The organism is Parabacteroides sp. PH5-46 (assembly GCF_029892785.1).
In the GTDB taxonomy this organism is placed as follows: domain Bacteria; phylum Bacteroidota; class Bacteroidia; order Bacteroidales; family Tannerellaceae; genus DFXE01.
Window position 1 is genome coordinate 17,770 of the sequence record NZ_JARXXA010000004.1, and the last position, 16,355, is coordinate 34,124.

The following is a 16,355-nucleotide window of genomic DNA, read 5'->3' on the forward strand; positions in this document are numbered from 1 at the left end:
TCAGTCTTGTATTCGTCTTAATAGAAGAAGAATGTAGAAATAGTAATTATGAAAACAATTATCAAAAACTTCCTGAGCGCTTTGCGTCGCTTTAAGATGGCAACAGTGTTAAATATCCTGGGTTTATCTATTGCTTTTGCCGCTTTTATTATCATTTTTATGCAGCTCGACTATGACTGGAACTTTGATAAATGTCATACTAATTCAGACCGGATTTATAGGGTAGAGATCAATTACGATGGTACGGGGCAGGTGGTAATCAGCCGCCCTCTTTCTGATCGTTTTATCGCTTCGTCGCCACATATCCAGGCAGGGAGTATTGTAAATCCCTGGGGAGGTAATCTGTATTTTTCGGTTGACCGCGATGGAGAACAACTCAACTTCCTGGAGCCTTCGGTAAAAGTATATCCGGAGTTTACAGACGTATTTGAATTTGAAATGCTTGAAGGAGTAACTGCCGCATTGCAGGAGCCCAATAAAGTATTGATTCCACAGAGCATGGCCAAGCGATTGTATGGCAACGCATCTGCTATGGATCAGCAATTAAAAGGAGAAAACTTCAGCTATACGATAGGAGGAGTTTACAAAGACTTCCCTCAGAATACGGTTGTTTCGAACTGTATTTATGCGCCATTTCCCAAAGATGAAAATCTTCAGAATTGGGGCAATAATAATTATGTACTGTATGTCAGAGTCGATAATCCGAAGAACAGCGAACACTTGGTAGAGAATTTCAAAAAGAATTTTGATACTTCGGCTTTGGGAAGTGATTATGCATGGGTTGCCGGGATTAATCTGCGCCTCACTCCGCTGCCAGAAATACACTTTGTGACAGACACCGTATACGATAGTGCGCCTAAAGCTAGTAAGCAGACCTTGCTGGTGCTGTTTGGCATTGCTTTTATTATCGTAGCTATTGCTGGGATAAACTTCACTAATTTCAGTACAGCCCTTACTCCGGTCCGGATAAAGGGAATCAATACGCAAAAGATACTGGGGGCGGATGAGAGCGCTTTACGTCTGTCGCTTCTGATGGAGGCTGTCTCTATCAGCATTGTTTCTTACCTGCTGGGGCTGCTGCTTGTATTCCTGTTTTCTCTGACGCCTATGGCATCCCTGATTAATGCTGAGGTATCTTTACTGGCTTATCCATCCTTGATATTGGGAGTAGGTGTGCTTGCTATACTTACAGGTTTACTTGCCGGATTGTATCCCTCTTATTATACTACATCCTTCTCTCCCGCCTTGGTATTGAAGGGTGGTTTTGGATTGTCTCCTAAGGGACGGCAGCTTCGGAATGTATTGATCAGTATTCAGTTCATATCATCATTTGCCCTCATTATTGGTGCAATGTTCATGTATTTGCAAAACTATTATATGCAGAATACACCTTTAGGCTACGATAAAGACGAACTGATTATTACCAATGTAACCAACACTTTGAATAAAAGTCAGGATGCCTTCACCAATCAGTTGAAGACCTTTGCCGGAATAGAAAACGTAACCTTTGCCGAACCGCTTCTGTCAAGCTCCGACCAATATATGGGCTGGGGACGTAAGTACCGCGACAAAGACATCCAATTCCAATGCCTGCCGGTGGACTATTCTTTCTTGAAAGTAATGAATATCAACGTTGTACAAGGACGTGATTTCAGGGAAGAAGATAAAAACACAACAAGCGGTGTATATATCTTTAACGAGAAAGCACGCGACATGTATGGCCTGGAAACAGGAGAGAAGATAGACGACGGCGAAATCGTAGGATTCATTCCCGATGTAAAGTTTGCCTCTTTCCGCACGGAAGTAACGCCTATGGCTTTCTATGTCTGGGGAACAGAAAACTGGGGCTCTCGTCCAAACCACGCCTACATCAAAGTAAAGGCAGGCTCCGACTTACGAGCCGCCATGAAGCACGTACGTACTTCTTTGGAAATGTTTGATGCCAAATACCCCTTCAATGTCCGCTTCTTCAATGAAGTATTACATAAACTCTACGAAAAGGAGCAAAAGACCAGTTCACTCATTACCTTATTTAGTCTGATAGCTGTATTTATTTCTATCGTAGGGGTCTTCGGATTGGTTGTTTTTGAGAGCGAATATAGAAAAAAAGAGATCGGCTTGCGGAAAGTACTTGGATCATCTACGAATGAAATACTAGCCATGTTTAACCGTATTTATATCCGTATTTTATGTATTTGTTTCGTACTGGCTGCGCCGATCGCTTATTATGCCATCATCAAATGGCTCGAAAACTTTGCCTACAAAACCCCGGTTTATTGGTGGGTATTCGCTATCGCCTTCCTGCTGATAGCCATCATCACAATCTTTACCGTAACCTTTCAAAACTGGCGCGCCGCCAACGCCAACCCGGTAGAAAGCATCAAGACGGAATGATTTCTTTACTCATCCCTCAATGCATCTACCGGATTGCCTGTTGCCGCCCTGTAGCTATGCCAACTTACGGTGAGTAGCGCAATAACTGTTACGGTAAGTAATGCTACGATGAATACCCCTATGGTGATATCCGCACGATAGACAAAGCTTTGAAGCCAACGTTTTAAAAGTATCCAGGTAACAGGTACGGCAATCAAAAAGGCTATTGTAATCCATAGAATAAACCGTCTGTTGAGTAACTTGACAATCTGCCATATCGTAGCTCCGTTTACCTTTCGGATACCGATCTCTTTGGTGCGCTGTTCTGTGGAGTAAAGCGCCATTCCAAATAATCCGAAACAGGTAAGGAAGATGCTGATCAGGGAATACATCAGTAGCAGATCTGCCAGGCCGAATGCTTTCCGGTTGAGAGCCAGAAAGTCTTCATACACATTTCGGTACGTGAATAGTATTCCAGAATGATGCTTTTCCCATATTTGTTTGACGGTAGCCAGCCGTTCCGGATGCTTTTTATCCAAGCGGAAATAGACGTTGCCGGACGTATGATCCATATCAGCCTCTTTTCTAATATGCACAATGGTAGGAGAGACCTCTTCTTCCAGTGAGGCGAGAAAGAAATTATCCACCACCCCGGCAATGGTGGTGATGGGGTTTTCTTTTGATCCGTCTTCTTTTTTCTGGTAGTCAAACTCCTCATCATAACTCTTTAATGATTTCCCGACAGGGTTTTCTCCGTCTCCTACAAACACATCTGCAAAGCGTTGATTGATATAAACGGGACGGGCGAAATGCTCGAGTGCTTCTTCGGGCTGCAAACCTTGTTTTACCTTGATACGGAAACCGGACAGGTAGCCGCTATTGCCTCCCAACTCCACTATCTGGAATTTACGCTCGCTTCCGTCAGGGTTGATAATACTTCTTTGTCGTATGCCGTAGTGAAACATAGAGAATTCCGATGTACTTATTTCTCCCAGTTCAGGATGCGAACGTAGCTCTGTGACGAAGGTATTCAGATTCTTTCCGTCTCCGTTCCAGACCCCAACCTCGAGTATGTCTCGATACCCGTCTCCGCCCCGACGGATCAACCCGACCTGGCTGTTGACTGTTAAAGTGGCAATGATCAAAGCAATAGAGATCGTCAACTGAATAACGGACAGCACAGATATGATACTTTGCTTCTTTTTCCCTCCCGACAGCTCAACGATATGTCGGCGAGACAATGACGTGATCTTGCGACTTACATAAATAGCCGGTATCACGGACAGAACAAGGATCAGCCCGACCAGGAAAGGCAGTACCTGTCCGCTGAAAATAAAGGAACCATTCATGCGGGCGGATAAGATGGAATTGAATACCGGAATAAGATCATACATAACCAGTAGCGAGATCATAAATCCGATCAATACAGTAAAGAAGATGTCGAAAAACAATTGTTTGTTAATGTCAAGACGCGAAGCGCCCATCAGCTTCTGTACATGTATCATCTTCACCTGTTGCAGCAGGCGCGAGAAGTTGAGGTTGATATAATTAAAGCAGGCAATCAGCAAGATCAGCAGTGCTGAGAGCAGGCCGATGTCCAGTGTCAGTTTGTTTTGTTTCCGGATGTGTGAAAGCCCCTGTACCTTATAATCATCGCTGAAAAAGTTTTCCTGTAATGTGTTCAGGTAATAACGTCCTTTATCCACCATAAAGGTAGGAACGGCATCTTCTTTAAGGCGGAGGGCAAAAGCCTCCGGATCAATGGAGCGGTTCATCATAAGGAAAGAAGGTCCGCCGTAATGATCCCCTTTCAAAGAAGTAATAGCATCGAATGAAAGGTAGGACTGATCGTGCCCTTGGATTATAGCCACCACCTGATACGTCGTACCCCCTTGTGGCGAATGGTAGATAGTAATAGATTGCCCGATCGGATCATCCTTACCGAAGAAGCGGCTGGCCGTGACTTCTGTCAGCGCTATTTTGTTCGGCTCTGTCAATGCCTCTTCCGGATTCCCCACAAGCGTCCGGTAAGGGAAAAATCGGGGCAAAGATGCTTCCGCAGACATAATCGTAATCGGGTCGTATATTGTTTCACCAACAATAATCTGATATGCTCCTACCGTGTTGAGGGTGAGGTAATCTTCCACTTCCGGATAACGATCTTTTATGGTAGTAGTAATACCTTTAGAGGAGTAAAACACTTTACCCACTTCCTGAAAAGGAGAATCCTGCACAATGCAATAAATCCGCTCCCGATTAGGATTACCAGCTTCCACATTATACTCATGTATCACAAAAGCCGCCAGCAAATTAGTACAGGCAATGCCAACTGCCAGGCTAAGGACAGAAATAACAGCAAACGCCTTATTCCGCCACCAGCTCCGAAAAATAAGTTTAAAAGATATACTCTTCATTCTTTATTCTATATTCTTCATTAAATATTTACTCATCCCTCAATGCATTCACCGGATTACCTGTTGCCGCCCTGTAACTGTGCCAACTTACGGTGAGTAAGGTTATGCCAACAACAATAAGAAGCGGCAATATGTACGTCCAAATACTAAAGCTGGTACGATAGGCGAAGTTTTGCGTCCACCGGCTACTTAACCAGTAAGCAACGGGGACGCCAATTACATAAGCAATCCCAATCCAACCGATAAACTGCTGATTAAGCATCATCATAATCTGCCAGGTGGTAGAGCCATTCACTTTCCGTATACCAATCTCTTTAGTCCGTTGCTCTATCGCATACAGCGCCATTCCAAACAGCCCGAAACAGGTGAGTAAGATACTGATAATGGAATACATCATCAGCAGATCGAACATACCAAAGAGTTTTTTATTTATGCTTAATATGGTGTTGTACTCGCTATAGTGCTCAAGATATTGTCCCGGATAGAGCTTATTCCACTCCTCATGGATGTGTTTGATCACTTTGTCTGTTTGTTTCGGCTCAGTCCGAACTACCAGGAAAACACCTCCATTCCGGTTGTAGCTAATGATTGCTTCATGAACGGGTCTTTCAAGATAACCCCTAAAGTAGTCCTCTACAACTCCGGCTATTGTTTTATTATTTAAGAGGGCGTGTTCTTCTAAAGCAGGTTCGTAATCCTTTATAAGATAGCCAATAGGGACTTCTCCATTCGGGAATAACCTTCGGGCCCAGGTGCGGTTCAAATAGGTTGGATTAGGATATTCTTCTATCGCTTCTTCCCAACTTAATCCTTGTATTATTTTATATCTCATGGATTTCATCATCCCTTCGTCTCCTTCATCCAGTGTAACGTAGATTTCCTCTCCGTTTTTAGTATAACCAGTAGTACTTCCTCCGGATAGTGAACTATTGCCTGAGGCTATGGCTTGTATACCGGGGAAATGAGCAACACGTTCTTTAAGTGGTAACATAGAGGTCTTGAAGTCAGATGCGGCAAAAGTATATATGTTTTTATAATCCTCTGTTTTTTCATACAAAAGCGTGAGTTGCTGACGTACGGAAAAACTACCAATCAGTAACACCAGTGATATGACAAACTGCAAGATTGCAAGCGAACCGATAATTCGCTGCTTAGCCTTCCCCCGGTAGAAGTTATTGTAAACAGAAATAGACATATTGGGCAAACGCCTACTCATATAAAATGCCGGAACAAGCGCTAGAATAAGAATAAACAAAAGCGTAACGGGTAGTACCTGATTGCTATATAGGAAAGAAGCCGGAATCTGAACCAACATAATCCTGTTTGTTACCAACAACAGGTCGTATTGTATTAATTGTGCAATAAGAAAGCCTAAACCTACAGTCATAAACGTATCAGCAAACAATTGCATAGCAAGCTGGCCGCTTCCTGCTCCCATTAGTTTCTGTATATGAATGGAATATAGCTGTTTGAATACACGCGAAAAGCTTAGGTTTACATAATTGAAACAGGCAATAGCTAATATCAATATGGCAGAAAAAAAGGCTATAAATAATAGATTCTTATCAGGCCGCTTTATATCCGAGTAATAATCTTCCGAGCTAAGACTGGTTTCTTGAATCCCCAGAAAGGAATATCTCACGCTCAATCCTTTGGAATTTTCAAGAACTAAATTGTTCGTTTTTGCTTGTAAATTGGCAATAGAGATATTGTCTTTCAGCAGAAAGAAGTGTGTTCCGGCGATTGGCTTGTCAAAGATAATGGCGTCAAAAATAAGGGCACCCTGCTTGTTGTCTTTGATAATTGCAGAAACTGTAAGTGGTATTAAGCCCTCCCATTTTTTTTCACGGAAATTGACAGGCAGATATTGTAGCTGAATTGTCTGACCGATTGGGTTTTTCTGTCCGAACAATTGCTTAGAGAACGATTCTGTTAGTACTATTTTATCTGGCCCGCTCAAGGCATCTTCTAAACTACCCATCAATACTTTTTGTGGGAAAAACTGAAGAAACAGACTGTCCGATACAAATGTCATAAATTCTTCATTATAAAAGTTTTCACCTATTTTGCAATAAGAAATATTAGAAAACTTTCTTGCTACAAACCCCTTCTCTAACTCGGGAACGTGACTGACTAATGATTCAGTCACATCTTCATACCGGTGTGCGAAACTTCTTCCGCTTTCAACCTCTGTATGTTTAGCTACTACAATCCGGTCTCTGTTCGGATTACCAGCCTCCACATTATACTCATGAATAACAAAAGCCGCCAGCAAATTAGTACAAGCAATACCCACCGCCAAGCTAAGGACAGAAATAACAGCAAACGCCTTATTCCGCCACCAGCTACGAAAGATAAGTTTGAGGGATATGTTCTTCATGATACTTTTGTTTTCTCAAAACTATATTGCTTTTATCGGCTTAACAATAAAAATAACACTTCTTTGTTATCATCGAATAGAAATTGTCTAAATTTTAGACATACGTAGATTTATTACTTTTATCGGTTCTTTTTTAGTGGCTCACCTTGGTGAGCCATGCAGTTCACAAGGGTGAGCCACTCTGGTCACATAGGTGAGCCGAGGTGTCCACCTTTGTGAGCTGTTAAAAAAAATGGCATAAAAACATGAAATTCATACGAGTAAAACAACATTCTTGTATAAAAATATAACTTTGCACTACCATGCGTACAGCTAAAATCATCATAGTAGACGATAATGAAACGGTATTGAAGACGCTTCGTGTGATTCTTTCGCGTGAGTTTAAGACGGTGCTGACAGTACAGTTCCCCACTTTGCTTCCCGCCCTATTGCGGGAAGACGACGTAGATGTAGTACTGCTGGATATGAATTTTGGAACCGGCAAACAAACTGGGGGCGAAGGACTTTTCTGGCTCGACAAGATACGCGAACGAAGCAATCCGCCGGAGGTAGTCCTCATCACGGCTTTTGGCGATATAGAACTGGCTGTAGCCTCATTAAAGAAGGGAGCAGCCGATTTTATCATCAAACCTTGGGAGAATGAAAAGCTGGTTAATACAATTATAGCAGCCTGGGAGAAAAGAAGGGAGCGGATATTCAACCCTGCTTCGCCGGATGAAACAAATATAATCAGCCAATTAATCGACTTCTTCCTGAAGAAATATGCCGTAGCCTATGGTAAGCCGTTCCCCTCATTAAATCGTGAAGCACGGGATAAATTGACAAACCAGCTACTCACCGGGAATATCCCAATTGTGGAGCAAAGTATTGAGCGTGCCATGCTATTGAATAATACTGTGCAATTAACGGCCGATGACTTTATCTTTGACAGAACAGAGTTGGCTGCTTCAACTTCTCTCACATTGGATGATATAGAAAAACAGTTTATTCAAACGGTACTGGCAGAGAAGAAAGGTAATTTGACACTCGCGGCACAGCAACTCAATATCACCCGGCAAACCTTATATAATAAGTTGAAGAAATATGATTTATAACCGATTACACCGCTTTATCGTAGCAGGGATAACCGGAATTGTATTATGTTCGGTAGCGGGAGCCTGGTTCTTGGTCAGCGGGACGTCTCTTTTCTTAGCTTTTGCTTTTGCCTGTATCGTTATAACCCTGGCCATTATGCTGGTGAGGAAGATGGAAAAAACAAACCGCCAGTTGGAAACATTCTTTCGTTCGATCAACAATAATGATTTCAATGTTCATTTCACAGAAAAAGAAGATGATAAATTCCTGAATGGATTGTTTCGGGAGATGAACCGGATTATGATGCAATTTGAAGAGAATCAGGCCCAACTGGAGGAACGACGGCTTTATTACGAAAGTATCATCCGGGTACTGACGCATGAGATCAGGAACTCCATTACGCCGATATCCTCTTTGTCTGCCGACCTGATAAACTATACCGATGAATACGGAAAAGAAGGAATTGTTGACGGACTGCAAACCATCAACCAACAGGTTCAGCAGTTGAATACCTTCCTGAATGCCTATCACCGCTTGACTCATCTGCCTGACCCGGTTAAGACAAAGGTTGATATCCACACCTTGTTTGATAAACTCAACCGCCTATTGAGTTCCGAAGAGGGCAGCAAGAATATCCGGTATAGTTTACCGGAACCTGTGGAGATACTGCTTGACCAAAACCTGGTGACATTGGCATTGATCAATCTTATCCACAATGCCCAGCAAGCTACCGCAAACCATCCGGAGCCACAAATCATCGTTGAGGCGGGAAGAGGAGAGAAAGCCCCCTTGTTTATACAAGTTTGCGATAATGGAGAAGGTATTCCGCCCGAGCGTCTGGAAGACGTGTTCATTCCCTTTTATTCTACTAAGAAAGAGGGGAGTGGGATAGGCCTTCCGCTTTCCCGGCGCATCATGCAACTTCATGGAGGAGAACTTACTGTGAGCTCATCCCCAGGAGAGGGGGCAGTATTTCGTATGAGCTTTCCGTAAACTATCTGAAAATTCACTAACTTTGCAGGAAAACAAGGGAAAAGTGCTGCAGATACTAAAGAATTGGACACTCCCAATTGCCATGATTGTGGGGATCGTTACTTATCCGCTGATAGGTTATATTTCGTTTATCATTCCATATCTTATTTTTATTATGCTGCTGCTTACGTTCTGTAAGCTGACTCCTAAGGATATACACTTCCGGAAGCCGCATTTATGGTTACTCTTGATCCAGCTTGTAGGCTGCGTTATAGTATATGGTGTTGTTCGCTTTTATCATCCTGTCGTGGCGCAGGGAGCCTTTGTTTGTGTGTTGGTACCGACGGCTATTTCTGCGGCTGTTGTAACCGGTATGCTGGGTGGGAATGTAGCTTTCCTTACTACCTATCTGTTGGTTTGTAATATTGGGGTTGCAGTTGCTGCGCCGATTTTGTTTCCGTTGATCGGACCGCATGCGGAGATGTCTTTCTTTGAGTCATTTATCTACATCTGTAAGCAGGTGGCACCTATCTTGCTTTTCCCGTTGGTATTAGCCTGGTTTATCCAGTATTTCTTTCCAAAACTGAATAAGAAATTACTTGCTTTCAACAACCTATCCTTTTATTTATGGGCTGTAGCACTTACAATAGTGACCGGAAATACCGTGAAATTCCTGGTAGAGCAGGAAAACCCGGATTATAAGGTGGAGATCAGTCTGGCTGTTGTAGCCTTGATTATCTGTGTTGGACAGTTTTTGTTGGGAAGACGTATCGGACGACACTACGGAGATCCCGTATCATGTGGACAAGGGCTGGGGCAGAAGAACACCATCCTGGCTATCTGGATGGCTCAAACCTATCTGAATCCTATCTCCTCTGTAGCTCCTGCCGCTTACGTATTATGGCAAAACATCATCAATTCTTATCAGTTATGGCTGAGAAGAAGAAAAAATAAATCAGTATGAAGTTAACGAACGAGTGGTTTACAGCATTGTCAGGTAATGAGTCGGGCGACTTGGTTACTGTTATAGGACGTGATTCACTTGCCGAATTTATCCAGTCCGGCAAATACAAAGAGCGGGTAGAAATAACCTGGAAATACGAACCAGACGAGAAAGGAATGCCCTCCGAACCGGATGCCGAACGGATGGAAGCCGTACAGGAAACCCTGCAAAAAGCGATGGAGAAGAAAGATAAACTATCCATTCTGACAGCCATCTATACAGGCGGAGGCGAGAAAATCTGGGTATTTTATACCCGTACCGTTCGCGTTTTTGGCGAACGCCTGAATGAAGTACTTGCCCCATTCGAGCTACTCCCCATCTCCATCTATACCGAACTAGATCCCGATTGGGAAGAATACAAAGATATGTACGAAATGAAAGACTGGGCGGTAGACTAATAGATATAAAAAAAGCACGGATTTCCGTGCCTTTTATTATTTAAAACGATCATTTCAATCGTGCCAGTCTGTAAATCAACTGCTGAAGGGCTTCCTGGTAATCGTCGATGATTGCTTCAGAGAAGTTTTCGGGGAATAGATCCCTGTGTTTGCCTACATAGCTGTAAAAGTCGGATGTATGTTTCACGATGTTCTGAGGAGTTTTTGTTTCCGGAATAACGATATCAATATCGCCCACCAAAGCATAGGTTGTTTCCGCAACTCTGTCGATAGTATCCAGCAGGTCTTCCAGAGCCTGGTCCAGAGCCATATGCTGAGCGTAACTACCTTCACCGCTTACATGCCAGTGATACAATTTCAAACTGCTGTTAAAAGAGAATAATTCTCCGATAAAAGTTCCTAACTCTTTCTTTGATACATTTGTAGATCCCATTTCTTTTGTTTTCATTGTTGTACTCATAATTAAATTCTTTTTGTTTATTTTTATGCTCTTATCTACTAAACAGCATTACCCCCAAAAAGGTTTAATACAAAAAATAATTACAGCAAACAGCAATAAAACAGAAACGGGTCTATAATAATCTACAAAGTATTACTGATTCATCAAATATTTTTTGAAGCTATCAAAGTCTTTGCCTAGCTCGATGCTTTGTTTTTGACCATTCATAAAGGCTTGGAGCTTTTGAGGGATTTCCAGGTCTATGCCCAGGATTTCATCGACTGTGCTTTTGAATTTGGCAGGGTGGGCCGTTTCGAGGAACAGACCGGTTTCATTAGCCGCCAGTTTGTTGTCGATAAGTCCCTGATATCCGCAAGCGCCGTGGGGGTCTAACACGTATCCGTATTGTTTGTAGACTTGCCGCATGGTGTCGGCAATATCTTCGTTGGTATAGGCATATCCGGCAATCTTCTTTTTGATTGTTTTATAGGGATCGGGATAGATGCCGAATAAGTCCATGATACGGGCAAAGTTGCTTGGGTCGCCAACATCCATAGCGTTTGCAATTGTAGCAACAGAAGGGCGTGGAGTGTAAACACCGGTATTCAGATAGTCGAGAAATACATCGTTCCGGTTATTGGCAGCAATGAAGCGTTTGATGGGCAGCCCCATCCAATAGGCAAACAGGCCAGCAGTGATATTACCGAAATTGCCGCTTGGAACGCTTATTACCAGTTTGTCGGCTTTACCAATCTTATCCAGTTGCGCATACGCATAGAAGTAATAGAAAGACTGTGGGAGGAAACGAGCTACATTTATAGAGTTGGCAGATGTCAGCTTCTTATGTTCGTTGATTTCCGTATCCATAAAGGCAGACTTCACTAGTGCCTGGCAATCATCGAATGTACCATCTATCTCCAGAGCTGTAATGTTCTGTCCCAATGTAGTGAACTGGCATTCCTGAATGGCACTTACTTTTCCTTTGGGATATAATACGTAGACGTTGATACCTTCTACTCCCAGGAAGCCATTAGCCACAGCACTACCGGTATCACCGGAGGTTGCTACCAGTACATTTACATCTTTCACTCCTTCTTTGGTGATGAAGTATTCCAATAAACGAGCCATGAAGCGGGCACCTACATCCTTAAAAGCCAGGGTAGGACCATGAAATAGTTCCAGGCTATAGATATTATCGTGTACAGGGACAGCCGGGGTATCGAAAGAGAGCGTGTCATTTACGATCTTTTCCAATGTACCTCCGTTTACATCATCTCCGAATAAAGCTTTAGCTACCACACATGCTATTTCCTGAAAAGTCATGTCTTTCATCTCGCCGATTACGAAATCCTTCAGCAGATCGATGTTTTCAGGCATATACAATCCTTTATCTCCGGCAAGGCCTTTAATAACAGCCCTTTTTAATGATGCAAAGGGAGCCTGTTTGTTTGTACTGTAATACTTCATCCTAATAATACTTTAATAAACTGGTCTTTCTCCAAAATGCCAAATTTACCCTTTTCTATTGAGAACTCATCATATTTTGTTACGGAATCTGGTTTTTCTCCCGGTTTATAAATAATGAAAGGAACAGGCGTATTGGTATGCGTACGTATAGCGCATGGGGTGGGGTGGTCGGGCAGGATACCGATGGCAACCGATTCATTCCATGTTGTCAATGCTTCATATATGGGATGTACGACCCGATGATCCAGATTTTCGATTGTTTTTACCTTCAAGGCTACGTCTCCTTCGTGCCCGGCTTCATCGCTGGCTTCGATATGCAGGTAGACAAAATCGTTTGTTCTCAGGGCTTCCAGTGCTGCTTGCACTTTGCCTTCATAGTTTGTATTATACAAGCCGGTAGCACCTTCTACGTTTATTACATCTAATCCGGCATATACACCGATTCCCCGGATTAAATCTACAGCAGAGATAACGGCTCCTTTCCGGAAACCATGCATTTCCTGCATAGTTTGCATGGCCGGACGATAGCCCGGCGACCAAGGCCATATACTATTCGCCGGATCTTTACCGGCAGCGATTCGCTTCAGGTTTATGGGATGCTCTTTTAACAATTCCTGCGATTTCAGGATCAGCTTATTGAGAAGCTTGGTTGTATCAGATGCCTCGGGGACTTCCGGCTTGATCATTAATGGGCGGAAGGGTTGAAGAGGTACATCGTGCGGAGGCGTACAATCCAAACGCTTATCTCCTCCTTTAATCACCAACAGGTGGCGGTAGGAGACTCCGGTATGAAACTTTACCTGTTCCGAACCGAGCTTCTCTTCCAGGTATTTGATCAGTATATCAGCCTCTTCGGTGCTGATATGCCCCGCTGAGTGATTCTTTATTTTATCGTCTTCTATACAGATCAGGTTGCAACGCATCGCAATCTCACCAGCTTGCAAGGTAACACCTATACTGGCTGCTTCCAGAACGCCTCGTCCTTCATATACCTTTTGCAAATCGTATCCTAAAACAGACAGATTTGCTACTTCACTTCCCGGATGAAATCCGTCGGGCACAGTCTTCATACGCCCGGTAACCCCCAACTCAGCCAATTTGTCCATATAAGGCGTATGTGCATATTGCAAAGGCGTCTTTCCCCCGAACATATCTATAGGTTCATCGGCCATCCCATCGCCCAAAATTACGAGAGCTTTCATCGGATATTGGCTATTGAGATGATGTCGGAGAACACTCCTGCGGCGGTAACGTCTTCACCGGCTCCGTACCCTTTGATTATCATGGGGTAATCGTAGTATCTTTCGGTGGATATCATGATGATGTTGTTGCTTCCTTCCAGCTCATAGAAGGGGTGGTGGCGGTCTACTTCCTGTAGGCCTATTTCACATACTCCTTTCTCCATTTTGGCCACTAAGCGGATGTGTTTCTTCTCAGCTTCTACCCGTTTACGCATGGCCTCGAATTCGGTATCCAGTTCTTTGATGTTTTTCCAGAAATCTTCCTGTGTTCCTTCAAAGTACTTTTCCGGGATAAACAGGTTGACTTTTACGTCTTTTTGTTCCACTTTATAGCCGGCTTCACGGGTCAGGATCACCAGTTTACGGATTACGTCTTTTCCACTCAGGTCGACACGGGGGTCTGGTTCGGCATAATTCGCTTCCTTAGCCATTTGTATCGCTTTGCTGAATGGGATATCTGCACTTAATGTGTTGAATATGAAGTTGAGAGTGCCTGATAGAACAGCTTCCAGTTTCAATATATGGTCGCCACTATTCCTAAGGTCGTTCATTGTATTGATGATAGGAAGTCCGGCTCCAACGTTTGTCTCAAACAGAAACTTGACATCTCTTTGACGTGCCGTATCTTTCAGGTTTGAATAGTTGATATAGGAAGACGAAGCGGCTACCTTATTGGCTGCTACTACCGATATGTTATTTTTCAATAGTTCTGAATAGATTTCTGCAATTTCTGCACTGGCGGTACAGTCGATGAAAACAGAGTTGAAGATATTCATTTTCAGTATCTCATCACATAAATGCTGAGGAGAACTGTCTTCGCCGTTTTCTTTTAACTCCTTAATACAGGTCTCCAGGTTTAGTCCCTGGCGATCAAGGAGTAACTTTTTCGAGTTGGCTATTCCTACAACCCTTAACTTGAGGCTGTTCTGTTCCATCAGCGTAGCCTGCTGACAGCGGATCTGTTCCAACAGCTTTTTACCTACCGTACCGATGCCTACCAGGAAGAGATTCAAGACTTTGTATTCCGAAAGGAAGAACGAGTCGTGAATGGAGTTCAAGGCTTTCCGTAAGTATTTATGCTTGATAACGAATGATATATTTGTTTCAGAGGCTCCTTGTGCACAGGCTATTACACTGATACCTGCTCTTCCCAGAGTACCGAACAAACGGCCGGCAATACCGGGAGTGCGCTTCATGTTTTCACCCACAATTGCAACTGTTGCCAAGTCCTTTTCAGCTGTAATTTCGCTGATTTCGCCTTGTGCCCGTTCGATGGCAAATTCTTCGTTTAATACGTCTACAGACAGCTCTGCATCGGCATTCCGGACAGCAAATGTGGTATTGTTTTCAGAGCTGGCCTGTGATACCATAAATACACTGATGCCATTCTTTGCCAGTGTCTTGAATATGCGATAGTTAATACCGATAATGCCTACCATACCCAAGCCTTGTACTGTAATCAGACAGGTATCGTTGATAGAAGAAATCCCTTTAATCATGGATTTGGCAGAGCCATTGCTGCGCTCTTTGGAGATATAGGTACCGGGAGCTTCGGGGTTGAATGTATTCCGGATCCGGATCGGTATATTTTTATGGTAAACAGGGTAAATCGTTGGAGGATAGATTACTTTCGCTCCGAAGTTACACAACTCCATAGCTTCGGTAAAGCTGAGCCTGTCGATTACATAAGCCGAACTGATCACACGCGGGTCGGCTGTCATAAAGCCGTCTACATCTGTCCATATCTCTAATATAGAGGCATCTAAGGCTGTTGCTAGAATGGCTGCCGTATAGTCTGATCCTCCACGTCCCAGATTGGTTACTTCTCCATTTTCTATGCTTGAAGAGATAAAACCCGGAACCAAAGAGACTTTAGGCAGAGGAGTAAATGTCTTTTTAATCAGTTCATTCGTCAATTCAAAGTCTACCATGTGCTTGTTGAATTGCTTAACGGTTTTGATAAACTTTCGCGAATCAAACAATTTGGCATCCTTGATAACGTGAGATATGATCAGAGAAGAGATCCGTTCGCCATAGCTTACGATCGTATCGGAAGTTTTGGGCGATAAATCATTGATAAGGTATACACCTTTATATATATTGGATAGTTCGTCAAGCAAGGTCATCGCTTGCTTTTGAACGTCAATCCGCAATGTATCATCAGGGATAACCCCTTCGATTACATCCAGATGGCGGGCTATGATTTCGGATAATTCTCTTTCGTAGCCAACATCGCCTTTGGATGCCATTACTGATGTGTTAAGGAGTTTGTCGGTTATCCCGCCTAATGCGGAGACTATTACTACTACAGGCTCGTCAATTGCCTCTACAATTTTCTTTACATTTAAGATACTATTCACGGAACCTACGGATGTTCCGCCGAATTTTAATACTTTCATCGTATTTGTTTTAAAAGTGATGTATTTTGTGATAAACGAACCGGGAATCCCGGGCTGCAATATTGGAAATTGCTACAACGCAGGGCGTGGCCTCTGCTATTGTTTATTTGTTGATTTTAACCCCCCAAGGGGTCATTGTCAATGCCCATGTGTAGTATGCAAAACTTGCATTTATCATATAGCCTTTTCTTTTCT

General features: G+C 43.2%; 11 protein-coding genes. 5 read left to right on the top strand and 6 right to left on the bottom strand.

Features of this window, described 5'->3' with window-relative positions:
* The first annotated feature begins 48 nt into the window (after window positions 1–48).
* Window positions 49–2,394, top strand: coding sequence for an ABC transporter permease (locus M2470_RS05070; RefSeq protein ID WP_280743956.1), 2,346 nt, complete (start codon window positions 49–51; stop codon window positions 2,392–2,394).
* Window positions 2,395–2,399: 5 nt separating this feature from the next.
* On the opposite strand, the gene M2470_RS05075 is transcribed toward M2470_RS05070, so the two are convergent.
* Window positions 2,400–4,787 carry an FtsX-like permease family protein gene (locus M2470_RS05075; RefSeq protein ID WP_280743957.1) on the bottom strand — a complete coding sequence of 796 codons (2,388 nt, stop codon included), beginning with the start codon at window positions 4,785–4,787 and terminating at the stop codon, window positions 2,400–2,402.
* Window positions 4,788–4,815: 28 nt separating this feature from the next.
* Window positions 4,816–7,167: an FtsX-like permease family protein gene (locus M2470_RS05080; protein ID WP_280743958.1), complete on the bottom strand. Its 2,352-nt coding sequence runs from the start codon at window positions 7,165–7,167 to the stop codon at window positions 4,816–4,818.
* Between the two features lie 302 nt (window positions 7,168–7,469).
* Here M2470_RS05080 and M2470_RS05085 point away from each other — a divergent pair, with 302 nt between their 5' ends.
* From M2470_RS05085 to M2470_RS05100, 4 genes are read left to right on the top strand one after another with little or no spacing between them, the layout of a single operon-like run.
* Window positions 7,470–8,261: a response regulator gene (locus M2470_RS05085; RefSeq protein ID WP_280743959.1), complete on the top strand. Its 792-nt coding sequence runs from the start codon at window positions 7,470–7,472 to the stop codon at window positions 8,259–8,261.
* Window positions 8,251–9,234: a HAMP domain-containing sensor histidine kinase gene (locus tag M2470_RS05090; protein ID WP_280743960.1), complete on the top strand. Its 984-nt coding sequence runs from the start codon at window positions 8,251–8,253 to the stop codon at window positions 9,232–9,234. The genes M2470_RS05085 and M2470_RS05090 overlap by 11 nt, the downstream gene beginning before the upstream one ends.
* A 43-nt stretch (window positions 9,235–9,277) precedes the next feature.
* Window positions 9,278–10,177: a transporter gene (locus M2470_RS05095; protein WP_280743961.1), complete on the top strand. Its 900-nt coding sequence runs from the start codon at window positions 9,278–9,280 to the stop codon at window positions 10,175–10,177.
* Window positions 10,174–10,614: a DUF695 domain-containing protein gene (locus M2470_RS05100; protein WP_280743962.1), complete on the top strand. Its 441-nt coding sequence runs from the start codon at window positions 10,174–10,176 to the stop codon at window positions 10,612–10,614. Before M2470_RS05095 ends, M2470_RS05100 begins: the two co-directional genes overlap by 4 nt.
* Window positions 10,615–10,663: 49 nt before the next feature.
* Here the strand turns inward: M2470_RS05100 and M2470_RS05105 are convergent, their stop codons facing one another.
* The 4 genes from M2470_RS05105 to thrA form a co-directional block, all read right to left on the bottom strand.
* Entirely contained in the window at window positions 10,664–11,074 is a 411-nt protein-coding gene (locus tag M2470_RS05105; RefSeq protein WP_280743963.1) for a DUF5856 family protein, read from the bottom strand.
* A 132-nt stretch (window positions 11,075–11,206) separates the two neighbouring features.
* Window positions 11,207–12,520 (bottom strand): threonine synthase, encoded by a 1,314-nt coding sequence (thrC, locus tag M2470_RS05110; RefSeq protein ID WP_280743964.1) that lies wholly within the window; start codon window positions 12,518–12,520, stop codon window positions 11,207–11,209.
* On the bottom strand, window positions 12,517–13,722 hold the full coding sequence (locus tag M2470_RS05115; protein WP_280743965.1) for a cofactor-independent phosphoglycerate mutase: 1,206 nt from the start codon (window positions 13,720–13,722) through the stop codon (window positions 12,517–12,519). Before M2470_RS05115 ends, thrC begins: the two co-directional genes overlap by 4 nt.
* A complete protein-coding gene (gene thrA, locus M2470_RS05120) occupies window positions 13,719–16,160 on the bottom strand; it encodes a bifunctional aspartate kinase/homoserine dehydrogenase I (RefSeq protein WP_280743966.1) in 2,442 nt (813 codons plus the stop codon). The genes M2470_RS05115 and thrA overlap by 4 nt, the downstream gene beginning before the upstream one ends.
* Between the last annotated feature and the right edge of the window lie 195 nt (window positions 16,161–16,355).